General features: G+C 37.6%; 24 protein-coding genes and 1 pseudogene. 21 read left to right on the top strand and 4 right to left on the bottom strand.

Annotated elements, in window-relative coordinates:
- Positions 1-189 precede the first annotated feature (189 nt).
- The 8 genes from ACSVDH_RS15185 (at position 190) to ACSVDH_RS15150 (ending at position 7,637) form a co-directional block, all read left to right on the top strand.
- Positions 190-897: a M48 family metallopeptidase gene (locus ACSVDH_RS15185; RefSeq protein ID WP_439251884.1), complete on the top strand. Its 708-nt coding sequence runs from the start codon at positions 190-192 to the stop codon at positions 895-897.
- A gap of 468 nt (positions 898-1,365) precedes the next feature.
- Positions 1,366-2,343, top strand: a complete 978-nt coding sequence (locus tag ACSVDH_RS15180; protein ID WP_439251885.1) for an NAD(P)H-dependent flavin oxidoreductase — start codon at positions 1,366-1,368, stop codon at positions 2,341-2,343.
- A 434-nt stretch (positions 2,344-2,777) separates the two neighbouring features.
- Positions 2,778-3,254, top strand: coding sequence for a cell wall hydrolase (locus ACSVDH_RS15175; RefSeq protein ID WP_439251886.1), 477 nt, complete (start codon positions 2,778-2,780; stop codon positions 3,252-3,254).
- Between the two features lie 23 nt (positions 3,255-3,277).
- Complete coding sequence (gene gerQ, locus ACSVDH_RS15170; RefSeq protein ID WP_439251887.1) at positions 3,278-3,748, top strand: spore coat protein GerQ; 471 nt, start codon at positions 3,278-3,280, stop codon at positions 3,746-3,748.
- 452 nt (positions 3,749-4,200) lie between these two features.
- A complete protein-coding gene (locus ACSVDH_RS15165) occupies positions 4,201-6,201 on the top strand; it encodes a ribonuclease YeeF family protein (RefSeq protein WP_439251888.1) in 2,001 nt (666 codons plus the stop codon).
- A gap of 12 nt (positions 6,202-6,213) precedes the next feature.
- A complete protein-coding gene (locus ACSVDH_RS15160; RefSeq protein WP_439251889.1) occupies positions 6,214-6,729 on the top strand; it encodes an Imm6 family immunity protein in 516 nt (171 codons plus the stop codon).
- A 374-nt stretch (positions 6,730-7,103) separates the two neighbouring features.
- A complete protein-coding gene (locus tag ACSVDH_RS15155; RefSeq protein WP_439251890.1) occupies positions 7,104-7,274 on the top strand; it encodes a hypothetical protein in 171 nt (56 codons plus the stop codon).
- A 165-nt stretch (positions 7,275-7,439) separates the two neighbouring features.
- Positions 7,440-7,637 (top strand): SecY-interacting protein Syd, encoded by a 198-nt coding sequence (locus ACSVDH_RS15150; RefSeq protein WP_518616549.1) that lies wholly within the window; start codon positions 7,440-7,442, stop codon positions 7,635-7,637.
- A 378-nt stretch (positions 7,638-8,015) separates the two neighbouring features.
- Here the strand turns inward: ACSVDH_RS15150 and ACSVDH_RS15145 are convergent, their stop codons facing one another.
- Positions 8,016-9,575, bottom strand: a complete 1,560-nt coding sequence (locus ACSVDH_RS15145; RefSeq protein ID WP_439251891.1) for a DUF4158 domain-containing protein — start codon at positions 9,573-9,575, stop codon at positions 8,016-8,018.
- Between the two features lie 266 nt (positions 9,576-9,841).
- On the opposite strand from ACSVDH_RS15145, the gene ACSVDH_RS15140 reads away from it, so the two are divergent.
- The 5 genes from ACSVDH_RS15140 to ACSVDH_RS15120 all read left to right on the top strand — a co-directional run bounded on the left by ACSVDH_RS15140 (position 9,842) and on the right by ACSVDH_RS15120 (position 14,309).
- Positions 9,842-10,699 (top strand): aldo/keto reductase, encoded by an 858-nt coding sequence (locus tag ACSVDH_RS15140; RefSeq protein WP_439251892.1) that lies wholly within the window; start codon positions 9,842-9,844, stop codon positions 10,697-10,699.
- Positions 10,700-10,893: 194 nt separating this feature from the next.
- Positions 10,894-11,172, top strand: a complete 279-nt coding sequence (locus ACSVDH_RS15135) for a dihydrofolate reductase family protein (protein WP_439251893.1) — start codon at positions 10,894-10,896, stop codon at positions 11,170-11,172.
- A gap of 60 nt (positions 11,173-11,232) precedes the next feature.
- Positions 11,233-11,619 (top strand): DUF2255 family protein, encoded by a 387-nt coding sequence (locus tag ACSVDH_RS15130; RefSeq protein ID WP_439251894.1) that lies wholly within the window; start codon positions 11,233-11,235, stop codon positions 11,617-11,619.
- 248 nt (positions 11,620-11,867) lie between these two features.
- Positions 11,868-12,920, top strand: a complete 1,053-nt coding sequence (locus ACSVDH_RS15125; protein WP_439251895.1) for a zinc-dependent alcohol dehydrogenase — start codon at positions 11,868-11,870, stop codon at positions 12,918-12,920.
- Positions 12,921-13,238: 318 nt separating this feature from the next.
- Positions 13,239-14,309 carry a PQQ-dependent sugar dehydrogenase gene (locus ACSVDH_RS15120; protein ID WP_439251896.1) on the top strand — a complete coding sequence of 357 codons (1,071 nt, stop codon included), beginning with the start codon at positions 13,239-13,241 and terminating at the stop codon, positions 14,307-14,309.
- 483 nt (positions 14,310-14,792) lie between these two features.
- Here the strand turns inward: ACSVDH_RS15120 and ACSVDH_RS15115 are convergent.
- Positions 14,793-15,346, bottom strand: a pseudogene (locus ACSVDH_RS15115) (TetR/AcrR family transcriptional regulator).
- Positions 15,347-15,546: 200 nt separating this feature from the next.
- On the opposite strand from ACSVDH_RS15115, the gene ACSVDH_RS15110 reads away from it, so the two are divergent.
- Entirely contained in the window at positions 15,547-15,759 is a 213-nt protein-coding gene (locus ACSVDH_RS15110; RefSeq protein WP_439251897.1) for a hypothetical protein, read from the top strand.
- Between the two features lie 257 nt (positions 15,760-16,016).
- On the top strand, positions 16,017-16,922 hold the full coding sequence (locus ACSVDH_RS15105) for an alpha/beta hydrolase (RefSeq protein WP_439251898.1): 906 nt from the start codon (positions 16,017-16,019) through the stop codon (positions 16,920-16,922).
- A gap of 323 nt (positions 16,923-17,245) precedes the next feature.
- Here ACSVDH_RS15105 and ACSVDH_RS15100 read toward each other — a convergent pair whose 3' ends face one another.
- Positions 17,246-17,797 (bottom strand): TetR/AcrR family transcriptional regulator, encoded by a 552-nt coding sequence (locus ACSVDH_RS15100; protein ID WP_439251899.1) that lies wholly within the window; start codon positions 17,795-17,797, stop codon positions 17,246-17,248.
- Positions 17,798-17,984: 187 nt separating this feature from the next.
- Here ACSVDH_RS15100 and ACSVDH_RS15095 point away from each other — a divergent pair, with 187 nt between their 5' ends.
- The gene (locus ACSVDH_RS15095; RefSeq protein WP_439251900.1) at positions 17,985-19,124 is read left to right on the top strand and encodes an MFS transporter; all 1,140 of its coding nucleotides are present in this window, start codon (positions 17,985-17,987) and stop codon (positions 19,122-19,124) included.
- Positions 19,125-19,135: 11 nt separating this feature from the next.
- On the top strand, positions 19,136-19,249 hold the full coding sequence (locus ACSVDH_RS15090) for a carboxymuconolactone decarboxylase family protein (RefSeq protein ID WP_439251901.1): 114 nt from the start codon (positions 19,136-19,138) through the stop codon (positions 19,247-19,249).
- Between the two features lie 328 nt (positions 19,250-19,577).
- On the opposite strand, the gene ACSVDH_RS15085 is transcribed toward ACSVDH_RS15090, so the two are convergent.
- The gene (locus tag ACSVDH_RS15085; RefSeq protein ID WP_439251902.1) at positions 19,578-20,426 is read right to left on the bottom strand and encodes a helix-turn-helix domain-containing protein; all 849 of its coding nucleotides are present in this window, start codon (positions 20,424-20,426) and stop codon (positions 19,578-19,580) included.
- 216 nt (positions 20,427-20,642) lie between these two features.
- Here ACSVDH_RS15085 and ACSVDH_RS15080 point away from each other — a divergent pair, with 216 nt between their 5' ends.
- The 4 genes from ACSVDH_RS15080 (at position 20,643) to ACSVDH_RS15065 (ending at position 24,361) form a co-directional block, all read left to right on the top strand.
- A complete protein-coding gene (locus tag ACSVDH_RS15080) occupies positions 20,643-21,005 on the top strand; it encodes an HIT family protein (protein WP_439251903.1) in 363 nt (120 codons plus the stop codon).
- A 13-nt stretch (positions 21,006-21,018) separates the two neighbouring features.
- The gene (locus ACSVDH_RS15075) at positions 21,019-21,345 is read left to right on the top strand and encodes a nucleoside triphosphate pyrophosphohydrolase (protein WP_439251904.1); all 327 of its coding nucleotides are present in this window, start codon (positions 21,019-21,021) and stop codon (positions 21,343-21,345) included.
- Between the two features lie 44 nt (positions 21,346-21,389).
- Positions 21,390-22,388 carry an HNH endonuclease gene (locus ACSVDH_RS15070; RefSeq protein ID WP_439251905.1) on the top strand — a complete coding sequence of 333 codons (999 nt, stop codon included), beginning with the start codon at positions 21,390-21,392 and terminating at the stop codon, positions 22,386-22,388.
- A gap of 485 nt (positions 22,389-22,873) precedes the next feature.
- Positions 22,874-24,361, top strand: a complete 1,488-nt coding sequence (locus tag ACSVDH_RS15065; protein ID WP_439251906.1) for a DHA2 family efflux MFS transporter permease subunit — start codon at positions 22,874-22,876, stop codon at positions 24,359-24,361.
- Positions 24,362-24,821 lie beyond the last annotated feature (460 nt).

The following is a 24,821-nucleotide window of genomic DNA, read 5'->3' as shown; positions in this document are numbered from 1 at the left end:
TTGAAGGGAACCTAGCTATTGTATGACTGTTTGGTGTACCAGCACTGAACAGTCTTTTTATTTTATGCCTTTTCTACTATTATTATAACCAAAGAATCAATGATTGAAAAGCATAAGAATCATATGGAGTGTAGCGGTAAATTCGCAAGAAACTCTTAAAAATACTAGTTATGAAATACAGGTGATGATATGATACATACTTACTTAGACACGACAATACAATTTGAGATAAAGTACAAGAACCGAACTTCAATAGGAATCTCGATCAATGGCTATGGGGAAATTGAAGTACAGGCTCCGAAAAAGACACCAGATGAGAGAGTTCTTCAGGCATTAGAGGATAAATGGGATTTCATTCAGCAAACGTTAAAAGAAATAAAGGATAGGATGAATGGGCCAAAGGAAAAGATCTATGAAAATGATGAGAGCTTTCTTTATTTAGGAAATACGTATCCGATCAAGATTATCCAGGATCTAACAATACCTCAAGACCATGTTATGTTTAAAGGAGAAGAGCTGCATATCTATGTAAAGCAGTTGGAAGAAGAAAAAATAAAACAAGCATTAAAACGATTTTATTACCAGCAGTGTAAGGCATTGGTGGAAAAGAGTATCACTACTTATCAAAGTCACTTCAAAACGAAACCACGTTTGATACGAATTACGGACAGTAAAACGACATGGGGAACCTGTGATTCAAAACAACAATTAACATTTAATTGGAGGCTGGCAATGGCACCACGTGAGGTCATTGACTATGTAGTCGTTCATGAAATGTGTCACATGGTCCATCTAAATCACGACCGTTCCTTCTGGCGCCTTGTTGGAAAAATAATGCCTGACTACAAGGAAAAAGAGAACTGGTTGGCTTTAACAAATTGGAAAATGAATGTTTAGAGAAAAGTTTTTTATGTGTTGAACCGAAGGAAAACATATTTTTTAGAAAGAGAATATTTTAAGCGGAAAAGCTAGAGTAGAGCTTTCAGTATTAACCTATTTCCTATATAAATAAAATTTAGTAGTAACTTCTAATTTCAAAGTAACAACTTCGATACGTTCATATGTTTTTTGAGCGTTTTTTATTTTGAAAATGAGTACATCAAACCAAATCTTTTATTAGCTTTACAGGAGATTAATAGATATACGAAATGATAAGAAAAAGTTATCATTCAACAAAAGCAAAAGAATAATGATACTTATCACATTTTCTATGCAAAGACGATAATATGAGTTTTGCAGTAGGATAGGATGAGGAAAAGGCAAATAAGAGCTTCCTTTTTTTAGGAACATTTGCAGGATTAATCATCTTTTTGTGGAATGTTTACCCTTATTGAATTCCAACATCTGAAATGGAGTGGGAGAAATATGGAAACACGAGTAACGGAGATTTTTGGAATTAAATATCCAATTGTACAAGGAGGTCTTGCTTATCTTGCTTATGCCGAACTGGCGGCTGCGGTCTCGAATGCAGGAGGACTCGGACAAATTACTGCGGCAACGTTACGTTCACCTGAAAAACTTCGGGAGGAAATTCGTAAAGTACGTACACTTACAAATAAACCATTCGCTGTAAACTTTGCTATTGCAAGGCACGATGGACAATATGAAGATTTGCTTGAAGTTGCCATTAAAGAAAAGGTACCTGCAATTTCTATTACAGGAGCTAATCCCCAACCTATTTTTGAACGTATAAAAGGCGAAAATATTCGAACGCTTGTCCTTGTAGCAGGCGTTAGACAGGCACAAAAAGCGGAAAAACTAGGTGCTGACGCTATAATGGCGGTTGGACAGGAAGGCGGAGGGCATTTAGGGCGAGACGATATTAGCACAATAGTTCTTACTCCACGTGTCGTTGATTCCGTATCAATCCCAGTATTAGCAAGTGGTGGTATTGGAGATGGACGAGGTTTATTGGCGGCATTAGCTCTCGGAGCGGAAGGAATTGAAATGGGAACTCGCTTTATTGCTACTCGGGAGTGTATTCACGCAAACGAGAAATATAAGCAGGCAATCGTTAGTGCAAAAGAGACGGATACAGTAGTTATTAAGAGAACATTAGGCGCTCCAGGGAGAGTCCTAAAAAATGACTTTGCATTAAATATTATCGAACGTGAACAGGAAGGAGCAACCTACGAAGACCTGAAAGATGTGATTAGTGGTAAAGCAAATCTGAAATATATCTATGATGGTAATGAAGTAGAAGGTTTTGGATGGGCTGGGCAAGTAATCGGTCTTATTAACAATATTCCTACGGTTCAGGAGTTATTTGATGAGATGATTCAAACGGCAGAAAAAGGGTTGAACCGAATAGGTAAGATTATTGGAGAACGGTCTTATAGATAATTTTTAATTTATATCCTGACCTAATGGGTTGCTATGGGAACCCTTTTTATTAGATTGTGAAATGATAAACGTAAACTATTGGGGGCGTTAGTAAAATAACTGAAGATTACTAATGCAAATCCTTCGCGTTCTTCACTCTTCCATTATCGGGCGGGATTGTAGAATAAATTTAAAATCAGCTGATTCCTAAAAAAATTGGGGGAATCGGCTTTTTTTGTTTGAAAACCTCCTTAGTATACAAAATTCTCGCAGAATGTTTTTTCTCCCCTTTATCGTTTTTCCGATGACAAAACAAATGAAAAGTAACACATTAAGTATTTAAATAAAACGTATTTTTTCGTAGCGGATGCATTTCCATAGTTTGGGCGGATAGGCAAGTTACCAAAAACAACTTTAGACAATAAGTTAACTGTATAGGCAAAAGGGGTGAGAAAATGAGTAGACGAATAAAACATACTTCACGTGATGTGGAGGAGTTAGCGAGGCTCATGCTTGCGGAAGCGACGGGTGAAGGAGCGCAAGGGATGAACATGGTAGGATCTGTCGTGGCCAATCGGGTCGAAGCTGACTGTGCTCCTGATTTCAAAGGGTTGCGCAATATCAGACATGCGATCTATCAAACCATTCCTGGAACTTCAATTCCTCACTTCGAGCCCGTCTTAAATGGAACATTATATACACAACGTCCCAATGAAGCTGACCTCCAGAGGGCTAGGAATTTGCTGCATGGTGATAGGGATCCTCGAGCGAGAATGAATTTGTGGTTTTTTAACCCTAGTCCAGGGAAAAAATACCGAGCTCCTTGTACCCCCACGATGCCAAGATCCCCGATGACGCAGTTCGATTTTTCGCACAAGAATCATTGTTTCTATGTCGCTGTACCGGGTTATTGCCCAGAGTTTTATCGATAAATTAAAAAGGAGCTGATCTTCTCATGACTTATGGATACTCTAGTTATTTTCCAATCCATTATTATCCTTGTTTTTACCCATCTTCCACGATGCGGGACAGTGCCGCACAACAACAACAGCAACAATGCGGTTTTATGCATTCTGGACCCACATTTGCCGCACCAGTGGTTCCGTTGGGGACTGGGCAGCAAATGCAACTCCCGGCAGGCACGATGGAAGAATCATTTATTGAAAATATCCTGCGTTTCAACAAAGGTAAGATCGGGACATTCTACTTTACTTACCAAGGTAACAACAAATGGAATGCGATGGTTTACCGCGGACGCGTAGAAACGGCTGGTCGTGATCACCTCATCATCAGCGACCCGTCCAGCGGCAAACGCTACCTGCTTATGATGGCAAATCTCGACTGGGTAGAATTCGGGGAACAAATTAACTATCCTCAAGCGCAAATCAGTCCGCAAGTCGAGGCGTCCTTGACGACATCGGATTGACCTCGCAGAACACTAAAAACCCGCTTACTTCCTTTTGGGAAAATGAGAGGGTTTTTATTCGTTCTGACTACAGGATACAGCACTGAGAAATAAGGCTTTATTTTATTTAGATTTGCCCTCATGCTGTCAAACGGTTTCATTAAACGATTTGATTGTTATAAAAAGCTCTTTTCGCAAGGAATATTGCTTTTGGCAAGTAACAAATTTGAACAAAAGTTGACTGTAGCGGATAGGTGAGAGGCTTGTAGTGAATATTTGGTTTCCTGAATAGAAATAGTTGATTTGCCCTATTTCATTTTGTTCACTTAAGTAAGTATTCCTGTTTTTGTCCGGAATTTCCTTTTTTTTATGTACGAAACTCACAATCTATGATATTGGTAAATAGTAGAAAAAAATCGTCTCCTTACATGCAAAAAAGGGACCTAAAAACCCATAAGGAGGTGCCAAAGACGATGGTGAAAGTATTAGATACAAAAACACTCTTACATACAATGGAAGCCAGGTCACAAGAGTATAAAAACCTTAGAGAGCAGCTGGAACAGGTAAAAAGGAAATGCAATGACATTGTTAATTTAGGTGATCAGTTCCAAGGAAAGGGAGCTGATGCGATCAAAGGGTTTTACCAGGCACAGATTGATGTGGCAGAAGCCTGGCTCCGGCTGATTGATCGGCACATCGCTTTTTTAAACGGAATTAATGGCAGTACGGAAGAAAAGGATCTTGCGAATTCAGTGGTACACCTTCCGTTTTTAGAGGATGAGCTGGTGCACCATATCAGGAATCAGAAAGAAATGGTCGCAAGCCAGCAGGAGGAGCTGCGAAAAATTTTCAATCGAATTGATGATCTCATCTCCCTCGACCCTTTCTCAACGAACCGCTTTGAGGAACAAATCGAACAGGCTGATAAAGATCGAAAAGCGACGGTTGATGCGGTGAATCAGCTAGATGAAGAGTTAAACTCAGAATATCGGTTATCAGAAGGTGACGAACAATTTGTCATCGCCTTATTTCAGCAATTAATGGAAGCATCACGCCAGGGAAATACGATCTCACCGATCCAATTTAACTTGGATGCCTATCAAGCAAGTGAGGTATATAAATTAAAAGGACAGGCTGAGCAGCAAACAAAGGATTACCTTTCATTCAAGAACGAACAGGAAGCATTTAGGGCACAACTCAAGCGTCAAGAGGAGCTCGAAAACCGGCCATGGTACGAAAAGGCATGGGATGGAATCAAGACCTTTACTGGCGAATTTACAGGATACTATGATTACATACGTGCTTCAGAAGGGGTTGACCCTGTCACCGGCGAAAAGCTGACAGCCGGACAGCGCGTTGCCGCAGGAGCAATGGCCGCAGCAGGCTTCATTCCAATCGTCGGTTGGGCAGGACGAATTGTCAAAGGCGGAGGAGCTATTTACAAAACGGCCAAAGGGATGCATGCCGCTGATCAGGCACTTGACGTGTATAAAACAACAAAAACCTTTTCAAATCTCGAGAAAGCAGAAATGGGCCTTTACGGACTCGTATCTGCCAATGGTTTTAGCGAGTATATCACCGGTAAAGATATGTTCGGAAATGAATTAACGGAAGAGCAAAGACAAGCAAGTCTCTTACAAAGTGTCGTTGGTTCATCCCTAATCGCGGCTCCGTTTGTGCCACAGCTTGTGAAGAATGGTAAAATGATTCGTGAGGAGACGATTAGCAAGGCGCATGAACTGGCTGCAAGGACAAAGGCTGATTTACGTTTTGTTATGGATGAGGTAAGAGGCGGATTTCATGTGTTGCGGAATGGGATGTATCCTAATAATTTAGCTTTTGCAGCGAATTCGAGTGTGCAGAAGGTTCCTCTGAATGTAATGAATAGTGGTTCTGTTAAGAGGGAATTGGATGGTGTTTTGTCGAAGTTTTCTTATAATGGTGTTAATAAAGGTACGGAAAAGATCCAACTTGGCAAAGAAGATTTGGATGCATTACGGAATAAGTGGAATGTTCCAGAGACTCATACAATTGCTGTAGGAAAAACAGATGTAAAAGGGCTAGAAGATTTAAATTTTGAAGGTGGATCTCCAAAGGTTAGAAAAGAAGCAGGTCTTCCTGACCTTGATGTTTCACATCCTGACAGACCAATTAAATCCTCTGGGAAAATACCATCTGCGACAAGGCATGCTGAAGAAGGCGTTGCAAATCAATTTGTTGAAGCAGTAGAAAAAGCCAGAATAAAACCGGAAGATGTAGTTGGGACTTTAAGGCTACACCAGTCTAATCCTTCTGGGGTATGTCCAACTTGTCTTAGTGGATTAGGAAATCCTAAAAAAAATCCAGGTATAATAAAACAATTAAGTTTGAAATATCCAAATTTAAGTATTGAAGTTACATCCGAGATAGTAGAAGGTGCCAAAGTAAACGGAAGATTAACATTCAAAGTTAAAAATGGTGTATATATAGATTAGGAGTTGTTCAAAATGAGACAATTTGATAATTTGAGTGCAGATGCCAAAGTAGTGTATTTATTGTCACTATCAGAATTAATTATAGACAACATTTCACAATCTGAGGGCTATGAAGTAGCTGTTGAATCATTAGAAAAAGCTTGGGAATGGGTAAAATTTAAAAATATTGAGGCATTCAGCCTTTATTTATATTTAGAAAACATGGATGAGACAGATATTATGACCTATATGCAATTCGAAGATGATAGTACACGGGAAAGAGTATGGATATGTATAGGAAATGCTTTGGCATATACAATTTTGGAGGCATATCAATATGAAAAAGAGAAGTATCTTCCACAGACTATTGAAAGTGTTGATTATGAGACTGTCGAAAGCTTTATAACAAATTTTAATGAGGTATATGAGAGTGATAGTCTGGCAGATAAGTTACTACGATACCTTGAAATAAATTATCCAAATGGTACTGGTAAAAAGGTGGATATAAACTTAATCAAAACTTTTATTAATGATTGTATCGAGAAATAAAACTATTGTTTACAAAATCTGTAATAAATTTACACTTCTCATAAGAAACCCTCACAAAACAACCAATAAAGAAAGTACTAAATTAACTTAACAATCACAATAAACATTCAAAAGCTTATTCCATTTAAAACGATGAGGAGGAATAAGCTTTTTTTGTATTCTTAAAATAAAATCAGTAACTGAATGCTTGATTTTAAGTCTCGAAGTCCAACAATTAAAAGTAGTAAAAAACTCTTCATTGTTTATAAGGAGTGAATGATTTTCAAGTAGAATGAGGATATAACTCTTTTTTAGAGGTGTGTGATGCATAAAAGTAGGAATATTGGGAATTGTTCATACGCTGGACGACTTCAAGTTTTTATTGACTAATATAAATGGAGGAGTTTAAGAAATCATTAGAACATATTTTAAATGATTTTTGGAAAAAGGAATATGGAACATATCCCAAAGTCCCTTGGGATGAAGACGTAGATCCAATTTTATATTTAAGTAGTTCTGATGAAGAAGAATATGTATATTGGAAGCCTATTGAAAAGGTAACTTAGAAGATTTTTCAGAAATTAAAAGAACTTGGGTTAAAAATTCATAAATCTATTAAAGAATACTTTAATTCGTATTGGTTTCTAAATCTACAAGGTTTTTATGATTCACGGTTAGTTAATCTTGAACCTGTTGAACCTGGTAAACGTGTATTAGAGTTCTTTCAATCAATGAAACAATACGAGGAAAACAACGGTAGAGAATTTAAATATATACAAATTGGCTTTATTTCACCAGAGGATTTGGCAATTAATGTCGATAATGATACATTGCAGATATTTATTGAAGATTATGAAACAGAAGAAAATGAATTATTGGCTGATTCACTAGTTGAATTAATAAGTAATTTAAAAGTTCAATTAAAATAAAAAAATTACAAATATATAAAACTTTTTGTCTTACTACTTAGATATCATTTGTTACTTTAATTTTATAATCTAATTAAAGTTGACTTAATTGGAATGGAACAATACAAAATATCACCCATCTCCCTAATCCCATATTGGTTCCTCAAGCGATTAGACAAGCTACAAGGATACGATTCTTCCCGGGTTTGTTTTGCATAACGACCTAAGATATGTTCAAACGCTCCAAGGAACTGACAACGTTGATTCACATAATGCAAAACATTTCTAATCTCAACGGGCTTTATCGTCTCAAAGAAGGGATGATTCATCGATTCACTGCCATGAACATATGGGAGTGTCCAGCGACTATTTGAGCCACGTCTTTTAATCTGAATATCTTTATTTTCCCCAGATGCAATATGCTGGTTCACCTTTGTGATAGATACGAGTTTCGAGTTCCTTCTCAAGCTCGGCTAAATGGTCTTGAATCGATTGATTGAAAACAGTTAGACCGACATCAGCGAGTAAATTCTTTTTCTGTTTCCACTCTAGATCGCTAATGAGATCATCCTCAAAACTGCGAAATCGGATACTATCCCGACAAAAAATATCCCCTGCTTCTAAACCATTTCGAAAAAGATGACAGACGAAAAATTCATAGCGATCAGCCTGAAGAACTTTTTGTCCTGAAGAATTTGGTTGATAGATGTATCGCTTCATCCCATCTGGAATGAAGTGTTGAGGGAATGCATCGGAAGGATACTTTCCTAATGGTTTATTCTTCATGAAAGCTTGTTTCATAAAATAGACTGCTTCAATCAGTGGATCATGAGTAGAGGAGGCTACGAAATCAACCATCAAAAATACGGAGCGCAGGTTTCGTTTAAATTGACGAGATAGCTGATCAATGTGTCCCCATCGGAAAGCAACTTCATCCAATTTGGTATTTGTAACGATTTGATCAGCGATGGCTGCCAATTTTGGACGTTCCAAAATGGCAAAGGCTCGATCCTGAATCTCCTGAAAAGTAGCATCTGCAGGAATTTGATCATCAGTGAATATGTAAAGCACTTCTCCTGCTTTCTTTATATTCTGACTGCTTTCTAGATGAGATTCGTATACTCGTTCCTTTCCTACTGATTTCGCTTCATCCATGTAGCGTCTTACTCGATATGTAAAAGTATGGATCAGATTGTCATGCATCCGTTGATAGCGATGGGGAACAAAACATAATAAATACAAGTAACCAATCCATTCATTTAATCGTTTAAGTTTATAAACAGAGTAATAATCTACCAAGGAAGCATAGTATTTAATACTCTCGTTAGAGATGCCTAACTCGGGTAGCAATTTCTGAGCAAGTTGATATAAGCCCTGTATTTGTTTTCCTCGCTCCATCTCATGCTTAATTTCAGTGGAACTAAAATCTTTCGGTTCGTGTTTCAGTCGGGTGATTTCATATAGCCCTGAAGAATCTTCTAATAATCGCTTCAATGCTTTGATAGTGGATGGACTCAGATGATTTTGCAACATTGTAACTAAACGGTTTTGTTCGTAGGTGATGATTTTTCCTACAGTTTCTTGCATAAAGCTATAACCAGGGACAATGATCCGTTGCTCGGACAAATAATTCAAAATTTCACGGAAGATATAAATGGGCTTACTACAAAATTTAGCCGCCTTACGAGCCTTCTTCTCTATCTGTCGCCGCTTTTCAGCATCACAACTTTGGTAGTTGAACAGTTCAAGAAGTAAGTGTTGTTGTTTGAGCTTAGTAACCTTACCAATGGAACTTAGATCAGTGATTTTGCTACCGTTGAAATGTTCCTTCAGAATATGTCGCAAATCCTCCTCTACTTCGTGGAGGTCAAAGGTGAAAAATAAGCGTTTGGCTTTAAAATAGCCGAGTTGTAGGATAAAGTAAGCCTTAGATTTTACAGTGCGTAATGTATCTAGCAACTCCTTCTCTAGCTACTTGGCTTTTGACTATTCTTCTATCTACTTTAGGCATTTATTTCCCCCCATTTTTTCTAAAAATAATCAACAATTTTTACTGATGTGTTGAGTAATCAACGAATTGCGTTAATTTAACCATTGAACGCAACTTTAATCCATTTATAATTATAAACAGATGTTGATTAATCAATCGATATTGATTTGTTAAGTGGATTTAGCCTAGCACCTTCGGAATAATAGAAATGAAATAATGCAAAGGAGGAAAAAGCATGTTTAACGAAACTTACAAATTATCAAATGGTATAGAAATTCCAAAATTAGGTCTTGGTACATGGCTGCTTGACGATGCACAGACAGCACAGGCAGTCCGTGATGCGGTTTCTATCGGATATCGTCATATTGATACTGCTCAGGCTTATATGAATGAAACTGGTGTAGGCGCAGGAATCCGTTCCTGCGGTGTCGCAAGAGAAGAACTTTTCATCACGACAAAGGTTGCTGCGGAAGCAAAGACCTACGATGCAGTTACTCAGTCCATTGATGAGTCTTTAGCAAAGATGGGATTGGATTACATTGACCTTCTGATTATCCACAGCCCACAGCCTTGGAAGGAGTTCCGTGAGGAGAACCGTTACTTCGAGGAAAACAAAGAAGTATGGACAGCAATGGAGGATGCTTATAAGACAGGCAAGGTAAAGGCAATCGGTCTTTCTAACTTCCTTCAGGATGATATAGAAAATATTCTTTCAAGTTGTGATATCAAGCCCATGGTAAATCAAATATTGGCACATGTGAGCAATACTCCTTTCGAGTTAATTGAATTCTGCCAGAAGAATGACATTCTGGTAGAGGCATATTCACCAATTGCTCACGGTGCAGTCCTTGATAATGCAGAGATTAAAGTAATAGCCGATAAGTATGGAGTATCTGTTGCTCAGCTTTGCCTACGTTATTGCTTACAGCTTGGTCTTGTAGTCATTCCTAAGACGGCAAATCCAGATCATATGAGAAACAATGCAGACCTTGACTTTACTATTATCGATGCAGATATGGAGACTTTGAAGAATGTAGAGCACATCCAGAATTATGGTGAGCATAGCTTCTTCCCGGTATTTGCGAAGTTTTAATTGGTCAAACTAAACAAGTTTTTTAATGATTCTTTAATACACAACCAGTCATCACAAAATGAATATACGATTCAATAATAAACTAGGCTGGCAAAAAACATTTGACGAATGGGTGCATAATAAAGTAGGAGGAATTAGATTGAAGAAACCATACGTTATTATTTATAGTCATACCTAAGGACTTTTTAAGACGAATGAATATTTCGTATATCATTGCAGGTGAAGATGAGTTAGATAAGGCGCTTGTCTTGCATAAATTAGCCACCCTTTTTCATATGGAGCAAATTATGATTGGCGGCGGTGGTCTCTTAAATTGGTCTTTTCTTCAAAATGGATTTGTAGATGAAGTAAGTATTGTGATGGCACCTATTGCTCTGATGGTAATTCTGAAGCACAAAGCCTGTTTACAGCTGCAGAGCCATTCTCAAAGATTCAGCCATTTTCGTTCACACTTATTGATGTGCAAAAATTAGAAGATAATGCAGTTTGGTTACGATATAAAGTAAATTATAACTAATTGGAGGTAAGAAGCTATGCAAACCAATTGGAGCCAAGAACAAATGGATGCTTTTCGGGAGGCTGATGATATGTATATATCACCGTTTTACAGTGACGGTAAAACTCCGGGAACACCAACTTGGATTTGGTCTGTTGTTGCAGATAATAATCTATATGTCAGAGCTTATAACGGTCAGAATTCAAGATGGTATAAATCCGCTGTCGGGCAAAAAGCTGGAAAGATAAAATTAAATGGTGAAGAGTACAATGTTATATTCCAGCCTTTGGATACGGATGCTGCATTAACAAAAAAAGTTGATGAGGCTTACAAAGCTAAATACGGTAACAGTATGTACCTTTCACCTATGTTAGGCGAAGGACCTGTAAGTGCAACGGTAAAAATCTTACCTCGTGAGGATTAAAATAGTTTATTCTGAATGATTCATAGTTCTAAACGACAAGCTCATTTAGTATCAAATTTTTGGTTTTTGGTTTTCTAAACAAGTAAACATTTCCCGGGCGTAGTTTCGCTTTAAGAAAATCACCGGTGATACCATCGAAAGCAACTAACGGATGATGAATTGAACAGCTGGATTGCAGAAATGCAGTAATCCGAACCGAATAAGTAATGATTCACCTAATCAGAAGTAAAACAAGGGAGGACATATTGATGACTGTAAAAATGATGAAGGCCGCCGTGCTGACAGGCCCGAAGAAAATTGAGATAAAGAGTATTCCTGCACCGGAGATGAAACCAGGTATGCTGGAAATTAATGTGAATGCATGCGGTGTCTGCGGAAGCGACATCCATATGTGGAAGGCCGGACAGGGCTGGGGAGAACAGGGAGACTCCGATTTTGTTATGGGGCATGAGTTCTGCGGTACAGTCACAAACCCAGGCGATAGCAAGCGATTTAAGACTGGTGACCGTGTGACTTTCTGGGCAAATCTGTATTGCGGTAAATGCGACATGTGCATGAGCGGTCAGGAACATCTGTGCAGAGAGGTAAACGGTACGAACTATATTGGATTTGTCTGTAATGGAGCCTATGCAGAGAAGTTTGTGGGCAGAGAGTCCAATGCTTATCTGCTTCCGGACAGTGTAACGAATGTGGCAGCAGGTCTCATTGATCCGCTGATGGTCGCTTACCATGCAGTAAAGAAGTCGGGCATCAAGCTTCATGATAAGGTGCTGGTCGTAGGAACCGGCATCATCGGACATTTTATCGGAGAACTTGCTAAGAAAGCCGGAGCCTCGTATGTAGCAGTGTCTAAGGTAAACGATATTAAAACAGAAAAAGCCAGGGAAATCGGTGTATTTGATGATTACTTTGATGGAAATAATCCGAATCGGGCTGAGATTCTTAAGCAGGCATCTGATGGTGGATTTGACATTGCCTTTGAGGCCGTTGGTCTGGGCGATACACTGGACACGTGCATCGACGCGGTGAAACCGGGCGGAAAAGTAGTGATGATCGGAAATTCTATCGATCCTAAAGTCTCATTTTCCATGAACCGAGCCGTCCTTCAGGAGATACAGCTGATTGGTAGTGTATCCTGTACAAGAGTGGAATTCGAAGAAACCATTGATTTGATTGCCAGCGGAGAGATCGATCCGGAGAAGTATGTAACTGATATCCTTCCTCTGGACGAGTTACAGAATGCAATGGAGCGGCAGATTAATCCGAATGATCCACTCCTGAAGACAGTTATTAAAATGTGAATCGTTAGGATGAATGTTGTTCCAAACTTGTCCTTTATGTTAAGGGAAGGTCCTGTAAGTGCAACCGTAAAAATCTTACCTCGTGAGGGTTAAAATCTTTTTATCCTGAATTATTCAACAGAAAGATCATGTTCATTCAAATGAAAACCTACTCTATCAAGAATCCTTTCTGCGGGTTATTTGGTCGTACTTTTAACTCTAGCAGAAATGGATTTCTTTTTTTAGTAGAAAAAAGAAACATTGGAGTGTTAAGACATAGTGAGATATATAATCATATTTTTTATTTCATTTCTTTTATTGACAGGATGCAAAAGCGGATTGGAGAATCCTGAGAGTAATAATACTTCTTCTGGAGAGGAGATTTCTGATGTTAATGAAACGGAAGATAGCAATACAGAATCTCGTTTCATAGGTATGTCTACGGAAGACTGGGAAGTAGAAGTGTTAGCTGATAATTTGCATTATCCATGGGATATAAACGTAATGGATAATTTCATTGTCATGCCGGAGGTTGTTGGAACAATTGCCATGATGAAGGATGGTAAACTTGAAAGGTACGATGTTCAAACATCAGATCCTATTGTACAGGAGGGGGGAAGTGGCTTACTTGGCATAGCTCTTGCCGATGATTTTTTAGAAAGTGGAATAGCTTATTTATATCATACTTACAGAACAGGTTCAGGCTTGGCAAATAAGGTTGTTCAAGTGTTATATGATGGTGATTCCTGGCAGGAAACAAGTGTACTACTTGATGGGATACCAGGTCACGAACTATACAACGGCGGTAGAATCGCAATTGGTCCTGACGGATATTTGTATGTTGCAACAGGGTGGGCTCATGAGGAGGAATTTGCACAAGATATTGATAATTTAGGTGGGAAAATTTTAAGAATGAATTTAGATGGATCCATTCCTGAGGATAATCCATTCCCTGACTCTTATGTGTATTCATATGGGCATCGCAATCCCCAGGGATTAGCTTGGAATGAAGACGGAACGATCATGTACAGCTCTGAGCATGGAGAATCTGCTCATGATGAGATTAATATCATTGAGCCTGGAAAAAATTATGGATGGCCTGTTATAACCGGGGATCAGGAACAAGAAGGGATGGAAAAGCCTCTCCTTCACTCTGGAACTGATACATGGGCTCCATCAGGAATTACATTTTTTGATGATCATTTATTTATAGCAGGACTAAGGGGTCAAAGTTTGTACGTTTATAATGAATCAGCAGGTTCTTTGGATGTTGTATTTACTTCGAATGAAAGACTAAGGAATGTGTACCCATTTGAAGGGGATTTGTATGTGATTACCACAAATACCTCCCCAATGGCAGATAACCCCGGAGAAGATGATCGTTTGTTGAGGCTGAGTCCCCGTCAATAAAATAAATCAAGTTCAATCTTATCGAAAATGTGACTGGGAGAAAAACAAGATGAAAAAAACGTTACTTGTGACTCTAGCTTTGGTAATATCGGGATGAAGTTGTCATTGCAACAAAGATACATGGACGTATGCATGAAGGTCCAAATGGTGCAGGAATATCCCGAAAAGCAATCATGAGATGACAGCTTATTGATTACAAATTATTATCAAAAGAAAAGCCGATTTTCCTAAATGGAAAGATTGGCTTTTTTTAACAAATTTATAAAGTGTTTATAATTAGTTGCGAATAATACCTAGCTTTATTACTAACTTTTACTTTAACCATCATCGAAACTATCCCTTTCTCACCTTTCAGACACTTCAGTTACAATCTTCTTCATCTCAGACCACTCGCCACCTGATAAGTTACAGACCACGTTATACGTTTTGTTATCACTAACTGTTTACGATTATGTTCACTATTGAAATAGCATTTGGGGAAACTTATAGATTCCTGTCTATCAAAATCCCTAGTTGTACTGCTATAACACGAGGCGGATAAGGCATCCCTTATGTGATCCACCATTCCGCAATTCCTACAAAAGATGTAACAATAAATTGAAGTAGAACCTCTTCATTCAATTCTCGATTTATCACTTTTGTTGCGTCAATATCATTATTCATTTCTTCGATGAGAAGCTCTTGGAACCGACTACAAAAAGAAGATGCTTTACTTACTTGCTAACAACGTTGAAAAGAATGAATAGTTGCTCTCAAAGTATTCGAACCAGCCTACATTCGATTCTACAAAATCTAAATCCATTTCAGCTGCTGATTCGCACATTACCCTTAGTTTATTAATATGTTCTTCAATGATTTTATCCAGTAAATCAAACTTATCCAAGTAATGAAGGATAAATGGTTCCTCGGTTAACATTTGCCCGGTCAGCAATATCCCGAATGGTAATATCATCAAAATTTTTATCAGACATCAGTTCGATAACAGCTTTTTTGATAGCTTCCTGGCTTTTGGTTATTCTTCTATCCACTATAGACATTGTTAGGTCACCAATCTTTCCTAAAGATAATCAGCAGTTTTGCTAGATTTGTTGAATAATCAACGAATTGCGTTAAATTAACCATTGGATTTATTCTATTTCTTTTTATAATTATAAACAGATGTTGATTAATCAAATTTGTTTTAAGTATTCAAAGAGGAAATCATTACTCATGACAAAAAAGAAGGGAGGAGTTTGAAATGTCACATGACAAACCAATGACTCTTGTGACCGGCGCGAAGGCTGCGTTCGACACGCTTGGAACTTTACTGCAGAAAGAAAATTTGTATCTGTTCGGGACAGCGGATTTTCGGAGCAAAGTGTCAGCGAAAGGTGCACATTTTGCTGACACTTTGCTCCAAAATTCATTGGACAGACATTCACAACGAGAAAATCAAAAGGAGGAAATTTAATGAAGAAAAGAAAGCTTGTATTCTTGGGGGGACTTGCAATGATTCTGACAATGACAGCATGCAGTCCACAGACCACACAGTCATCACAGTCATCACAGCCAGCACAGTCAACAGCCCAGGAGGCTACCCAGACGCAAACCGCTGCACCAGTCAATTACGGCGCGATGAGGGATGTTTCCATTCGCCCGGAAGCGATCGAACTCACACAAGAGTGGGATAAGGTATTCCCTCTCAGTGATGAGGTAAATCACAGAAAGGTGATTTTCGTCAACCATTTCGGAATAACGATTGCAGCTGATCTTTATGAGCCAAAGAATTATGAAGGTAAGCTTCCTGCGATTGCTGTAAGTGGTCCGTATAGTGCCGTTAAGGAGCAGGTCTCTGGCCTTTATGCCCAGGAGATGGCGAAAAAAGGTTTCCTAGCGATTGCATTTGATCCTTCCTATTATGGAGAGAGCGGCGGATATCCAAGATACTTCAACTCACCTGACGTTAATGTCGAAGATTTCCAGAGTGCCGTTGATTTCCTTTCCGTTCAGGAAAATGTTGATCCGGAGCAGATCGGTATCATCGGTATCTGCGGATGGGGCGGTTATGCGCTTCAGACAGCCGCACTTGATACAAGAATCAAGGCTACAGCCACAATGACAATGTATGATATGAGTCGCGTTATGGCATTTGGATATAACGACTCCCTTGATGAAGAGGCTAGATACCAGGCTCGTGTCAGTTATAATAATCAAAGAACAGAGGACTATAAGAATGGGGAATATACCCTGGGAGGCGGACATCCAGAGCAGGCAACGGATGATGCTCCACAGTTCCTGAAAGACTATATAGATTACTACAAGACTGAGCGCGGCTATCATCCACGTTCTTTAGGTTCAAATGAGGGATTTGCAGCGACAGGAATAGGTTCCTTAATGAATATGCGTTTATTTGATTATGTACCTGAGATCCGCAGCGATGTACTCATGGTTCACGGTGGGGACGCGCATTCTTTGTATTTTAGCCAAGATGCTTTCAAGCTTCTCAAAGGTGACAATAAGGAGCTAGAAATTATTCCTGGTGCAAACCATACAGATCTGTATGACCAGCTGGATGTGATTCCGTTCGACAAGCTAGAGACCTTCTTTACGGACGCATTTGCAGCAGAGTCATAAAAACAGGAAAATTACTTCCAAAGTGAAAACAGGTTGATTATTTAAGACAATCGAGTAGGAGGAAGTTATTTTGAACGAAATTATCCAGGCAAATAACATTAGATAATCAAAAAAACGGGAATCCGCATAAAATAGCGGGTTCCCAATTTTTATGTTTTAAAAGATTTCTACTGAGAACGAGCCTTAAGCTCATTCAGCACTATTTTCGCAATCGGCGTGAAGGTCTGATATTTTCCCCAGATAATGTACGTTTCCGATTTTGCATTTTGTTATCACTAACTGTTTACGATTATTTTCATTATTGAAATAGCATTTGGGGAAACTTATAGATTCCTGTCAATCAAAATCCCTAGTTGTACTGCTATAACACGAGGCGGATAAGGCATCCCTTTTGTGATCCACCATTCCGCAATTCCTACAAAAGATGTAACAATAAATTGAAGTAGAACCTCTTCATTCAATTCTCGATTTATCACTTTTGTTGTGTCAATATCATTTTTCATTTCTTCGATGAGAAGCTCTTTGAACCGACTACGAAAAGAAGATGCTTTACTACTTGCTAACAACGTTGAAAAGAATGAATAGTTGCTCTCAAAGTATTCAAACCAGCCTACATTCGATTCTACAAAATCTAAATCCATTTCAGCCGCTGATTCGCACATTATCCTTAGTTCATTAATATGTTCTTCAATGATTTTATCCAGTAAATCAAACTTATCCAAGTAATGAAGATAAATGGTTCCTCGGTTAACATTTGCTCGGTCAGCAATATCCTGAATGGTAATATCATCAAAGTTTTTTTCAGACATCAGTTCAATTACAGCGTTTTTTATAGCTACCTGGCTTTTGGCTACTCTTCTATCTACTTTAGGCATTTATTTTCCTCCATTTTATCTAAAGAAATTCAACAATTTTTATTAATGTGTTGAGTAATCAACGAATTGCGTTCATTTAAGCATTGAACGCAACTTTAATCTATTTATAATTATAAACAGATGTTGATTAATCAATCAATATTTATTTTTCAAGTTTTATCATTAATGAACGTAGGAGGAGAATTTTATGGCTAAACGAAATAATTTGCTTATCTTAATATTGACCATTGGTGTATTCGGCATCTTAAATACGGAAATGGGGATCGTTGGGATATTACCTTTAATTGCTGATCATTTCCATATCAGTATATCCAAAGCAGGGTTGCTAGTGAGTCTCTTTGCACTTGCAGTTGCAATATCTGGGCCCACTATGCCGTTATTGTTTTCGGGCATAAATCGCAAGAAGGTAATGTTACTTGTACTAGGTGTTTTTGTTCTGGGTAACATTGTATCCATATTTGCATCAAACTTTACCATTTTATTAATTGCTCGTGTGATTCCAGCCTTTTTACATCCTGTTTATGTCTCAATAGCTTTGACAGCAGCAGCAGCCTCAGTTAGCAAGGAAGAAGCTCCAAAAGCTACTTCTAAAGTATTTATGGGGGTAACGGGGGGGATGGTACTTGGTGCACCAGTCTCTAGTTTTATTGCTAATACAACTTCGCTTGAAATGGCTTTTGTTTTCTTTACTATTGTGAATGCTATAGCATTCATTGCTATATTACTATTTGTACCATCTATGCCTGTTAAGGAAAGACTCTCTTATGGATCTCAATTAAGTATATTAAAAAAGCCAATTATTTGGCTATCCATTGCAGCTGTCATTTTTATAAATGCAGCGATGTATGGAGTCAGTAGTTACCTTGCTGAGTATCTTGGAACCATTACGAATATACCTGGGAAAACGATTAGTTTAATGTTATTCATATTCGGTGGGGCAAGTATAATAGGAAACATCGTCGCCGGAAAGTTGCTTATTAAAAATGCCATAAAATCGGTAGCATCTTTTCCATTCGTATTAGGGGCCGTTTACATCTTATTGTTCCTAATGGGACAGTTCACTGTACCTATGGCATTAATTGTTTTGATTTTTGGAATAGCAGTGGCTATAGGAAATAATATTAGTCAATATTGGATTACGTCTGCAGCTCCAGAAGCCCCTGAATTCTCAAATGGATTGTTTCTAGCATCCGGTAACTTAGGGGTAACAACCGGTACATCGGTAGGCGGATTGCTATTCTTAATATTGAGTTTAGTATTTATTTTAATGAGAAACTACGAGTATAGTCCTTTAAATGTAAACAAAGCACAAAAGAAAACGGCCTAACTGAAAAAAGATTGGTTGAAATCATTACTCATCTAGCTTTTTATGGTGGTTGGCCAAAAGCGATGTCCAGCCATTATGTTTGCAAAAGAATCGTTTTCAAAAGAAAAAGAAAAAAAGAATTATAAAAATTGGAGGAGAAATGATGGAAGAATTATTATATGTCCCGTACACAAAAGAAGGATAAAACAGCGGCTGAGATAGGAGCAGGGAATTTCTTAACATCATAACCCCTAAACGCGATGTAAATCACATTCTAGACTTGCATACATTTATATTACCTGCATTTAAAAAGATAATGGGCACTGATTCAGATAAGATATTGAAGAAAATAGTGCCACAATTCTCTCTCTAGCTAAAGGTAACATTTACTAATATAATAAAATGGTTAGCACAGATTTACTATTATGGTTAGTAATTATGATAAATGACAATATTTATATAAGAAATCATGAGTTACTCCCCAATAAAATCATACAAATAACCCCTATTCTCTCTCCGTACCTCCACCAGCAACATAGCATACACAACTCGGTAAAAATACCCCTCAAATGTAGAGTGAATTCGATTCATTTTTTTCGCAAAAACAGTTTGTTTAAATGCATCAATAACAGTGTCAATGACATCATCCAAAAAACGCTGAAGGTTCAGTTTATGATAGGCAATTAACACTCGTTTCCAAAGCTTATAGATATCCATGGCACTGAAAAAAGGCTTAGCAGCTTGGACAAAATCCTTGTGAACAGATTCAGGTAGAAAGCTTGTATCTAAATGTTGGATGTCGATAGAATCAATCATATTTAACTCTGAATCATTAATGGGCTGATGATCCACGCCATTTTCCGTACTTACGTAAGAAGGTTTTGTTTTATTCTCACAGAGTGAACTTTGCTTATTCTCTGTTTTAATAGGTGTGACAGGTGGCGTGACATCGTGGGGTGACATATTATTTTTTAATTGATCAATCGATTGAAATGGCTGGATGATCAAGAGATTTACTCCCTGCTTGCCGTTCATTCTAGCAGTTGGAATTTTTTTGATGATACCAAGACTTTCAAGCTTTTTCATCGCGCGAATAACCGTTCTTCTGCTTATCTCGATTGCATCAGCAATTGTGTCGTATTTGGCAAAGGATACTCCAATAACCTTCACAGAATGTCTCCATATAAAGGTTAATACATTTAATGTACTATCTGATAGGGATGATTTGTGCAAATATAAAAAGCCGCGAACCGCTTGATCCATTTCTTCAATTGTAGAGAAAGATTGATAAGATTGAATGTTCTCATATGTAAACTTTTCCATTATGAACTCCCCTTAAAAAGTATTCTTTCACCTTCTATATACATTTTTAAGGGAGGCAGAGTAGCGTCCTTTTAATATTTTTTTATAAAATAATTCTTTTAATAGCTTATGAACGATATGAAAAATTTGATTGCTATAATCATATGTTCACAATACTAATTCACTAAAAGATTTGATAAAGTAAAAGAAACAATACTTATTAACGAGGTAGACAAAATGTCATGCATTTTTTGTACCATAAACGAAATTACATTAGAAAACAACTTAGCCATGGCCTTCTTTGATAAATTTCCTGTTACGAACGGTCATCTGCTTATTATTCCTAAACGTCATGTAGAACACTACTTTGATTTAACATCAGAAGAAAAGCAAGCAATGGATGATTTACTTCTTCAAGGAAAGGAGTTATTAGACCATCAATTTAATCCCGATGGTTATAATATAGGAATTAATAATGGCGAAGCAGCAGGACAAACGATCTTCCATGTTCATGTCCATTTAATCCCGCGTTATAAAGGGGATATGACGGAGCCTCGTGGTGGAGTTAGAGGAGTCATTCCAGAAAAAAGAATATATTAAGGGAGAAATTTAAATGCCAGTTTACAATAAGCTTGTGCGAGATAAAATACCAGAAATCATCGAGAAAACAGGAAAGAAATATACGACAAAGATTTTATCAAATGAAGAATACATAAAAGAACTGCAAGCAAAAGGCTTTGAAGAACTTAAGGAGTATGTTGAAGCCAAGGATAAAGAGAGTTCACTTGAAGAGTTAGCGGATGTTCTTGAAATAATCCATGCGTTGGCAGAGTTTCATGGCTCTTCGATCAATAAAATTGAAGAAATTAGAAGAAACAAAGCTGATGCACGCGGAGGATTTAAAGAAAAAATATATTTAATTGAAGTAGAAGAAAAATAATACTAAGTAATGATCCATTCAAAGAAAGATATTAGGTGGGGGCTATGAGTCACAAACTTCAAGTAGGTGAAATGAAAGCCACATATTTAACAGATAAAGAAATATGGGGCCATTTTAATTTCATTTTTTCCTCAAAGTCTAAAAATTCAACGACATATAAATTTGTTTTAATCAAGTCATTAATTGAAAATCTTTATAATGTTAACGATAAATTAGAATTGACTTACAACCAGTTATTTAGCAGCTTTGCAAAAATCTACTGGAATTTAATCATACATCATGATCTTAATCAGATTAATATGATCGGTAAAAAAGCAGAAGTTCAAACGATCTTATTAAAAGCTCAAGCTAAGCATCAAGTACCCAGAACACTGATCTTTGATAAACTGTCATATGAACTGCAATTATCGATTATTAAACAAGTTAAGAATAAGTGTAAATTAAATGTAATGGGTGCCCTCTATGGAGATAGTGGGCAAACTATTTATGACTTCGATAACAAAAAGGAATTCGTAAAAATAAATCCTTCCTTTTATTCATTTATGCAACGTTTCCAACGGGTATTAATCTATCTAACCAACTACCAATTAGCACTGTTTTTAGAAAAGTTTAATAACAAAGAAGACACGACAAATTTATTAATGAAAGTGGAAAACGTATCGAAACGTTCTTCGCTGGATCAATTTTATAAAGTGCTGTCCAGCTTTTATGGCCATAAATGTTTTTACTGCAATAAGACTTTAAAGAAAAAGGAACAAATACATGTAGATCATTTCATTCCATGGAGCTTTGTACAAGCAGATCAATTATGGAACTTAGTTATTGCGTGTAATACATGTAATGTATCTAAAAGTGATAAATTAGCAGAAACTGAATTTCTACATGCTCTTATTGATCGTAATGAACATTTTATTTTATCAATACCTGAAATAAAACAGATGCAAGACATGAAGGTTTATACGAATAAAAAACTTAAAGAGCTTTATGAGTATTCGATGGATAACGGATTTACTGATATTTGGATACCAAAAAAGGCAAATTGAGTTTTGTTGCTAGTTCTTAAAAGAATTCCATATACAATTTTAGCCTAGGGCAAGTTGAACTAGGCTATTTGTTGTTGATTATTAAATATCTCCTTATTCTATTACCACTCAATATTATCTCCAGATTGATCACATCGGAATTGTCAGAAAAACAGGAAAGGAAATGTTGTGTATTGAATCGGATTTATTTAGGAGCAATATATCCTTTAAGATCATAAATCACATCATATTTTAATTGGCAGATTCTTCTTAATGTGATAATATAAATACGAATATTTGTTCTGTGTAGTGGCAAGTATAAAAGAATATTGACGGAAAGTTTCCTTGAGCAGACAAGAAATTACTGTAATCATAAACAACTTTGCAGAAAATTTATATGAGAAATACAATCACACCAAATGTTCTGAACAGTCGGTAAGATTGTTTGACTTTCCAAAGAAATTACATTTAGAACAGCCATTTCGCAAATTGAAAGGAGAAAGAATTTGAAAAATCAAAATGAAGCGACTCTAAACGGAGGGACATTTGGAAGCAAAGCTAACTTTTTGTTGGTCATGATCATGATTCTAGGTGTGTTTGTAGCCATTTTGAATGAAACATTGCTTAACGTAGCATTGCCGAAAATTATGAATGACTTTGGAATCACGCCGAGTACCGCGCAATGGCTGTCGACTGGGTATCTGCTAGTTATTGGTGTGCTTATACCTGTCACCGCTTATTTAATTCAACGGTTCACGACAAGAAGCTTGTTCCTTGGAGCTATGGGCTTATTTACTATAGGGACATTTATCGCGGGTATCGCACCAGGGATCGAAGTACTCATATTCGGAAGACTGCTGCAAGCTGCGGGAACAGGGTTGCTTTTTCCTCTGCTAACGAATGTCGTATTCTCCATCGTTCCTCTTGAAAAGAGAGGTTCGGCAATGGGGACAATTGGAATTGTTATTACGTTTGCTCCTGCGATTGGACCCACTTTATCAGGGATCATTGTTGAGCATTACAGTTGGAGGATTCTCTTTTATGCTGTTCTGCCGATCGCACTGTTTGTAATGATCTTTGCATATGTGAGGCTCAAAAACGTGACGGAGACGACGAAACCGAAGATTGATCCGATATCGCTCCTGCTTTCAACCTTAGGTTTCGGGGGGATTGTATATGGATTCAGCAGTTCCGGTGAAGGACAAGGGGGTTGGTCGAGCAATGAAGTCTTGGTTTCAATTGCAATTGGCGTTGTTTCTTTAATTCTGTTTACTTGGAGACAATTGACGATTTCACAACCCTTGCTAGATTTAAGAACATTTAAATACAACATTTTTAGAATGTCAACGCTGATCATGATGATTGTCATGATGGCGATGTTTTCTGCCATGATGCTGCTGCCAATTTTCCTTCAGAATGCGCTAGGTTACAGTCCGTTGCAGGCAGGTTTGATCATGCTGCCAGGCGGTATTGTCATGGGGATCATGTCACCAATCACCGGCCGTTTATTTGATAAATTTGGGGCCAAGTGGCTGTCGCTTATCGGATTAGGGTTAATTGCGAATACGCTATGGCAATTTGCCTCTATTACATTGTCAACTCCATACAGCATGATTATGATTTTCAATACACTTCTCATGCTGGGGATTTCAATGGTCATGATGCCGATCATGACAAATGCTTTGAACGAATTGCCGCCTCCGTTATATCCGCATGGAACGGCTATTATCAGTACGCTTCAGCAGGTTGCTGGTGCTGTAGGGACAGCATTGCTTGTATCCATCATGACCAATGGTACTTCTCGATTTTTGGAAAATACGGTGATGAAGGAAGATGAGTCTACTTTACAAATCCTAGCGATGATCTCTGGAATGAAGAGTGCGTTCTTGCTTGCATTTGGACTAGTAGCTATCGCATGGATCGTTTCCATATTTATAAAGCGGGCCGTTCCTCAAGAAGATAAATCGAAAATAAAGCAGGGTGCTACGAGTTGACATAGAGTTAACTCAATGTCAGGGCAGGATGAAGACAGTTATTACCTTCATTGGAAAATTAGCTGCAAAGGATCATGATCCTTTGTGCAATCAAAAATTGTTTTAGCGGTCTTGATTATGCACATTGGGAGAACTCACAAATAGTTGGCTGCGTCGGATATTCCAGAAAAGGGCGCTTTAATGAAATGCTCCACAAAAATAATCAAATAATTCAACTTGATATATGCTCCAAAAGCTAAGTGTCAACCTAATAGAAGGTTGACACTTAGCTTTTATTTATCCTTCAAAACATTTGTGCAGACCTATGTGTAATCATATACGTTTTTTAAAACTCATGGGAACGTTATTCCATTATACCAGCTAATATAAGTCAACACTTTTGACTTAATATTGATTCATAAGTAATGTTACAATAAAAAAAGCATGACAAAGAGACTTCAAAACAATAATTTGAAGTTTT

Origin of the sequence: Metabacillus sp. Hm71, assembly GCF_051842955.2 — a bacterium.
Taxonomy (GTDB): domain Bacteria; phylum Bacillota; class Bacilli; order Bacillales; family Bacillaceae; genus Metabacillus.
This window is presented reverse-complemented; position numbering and strand designations above follow the sequence as displayed.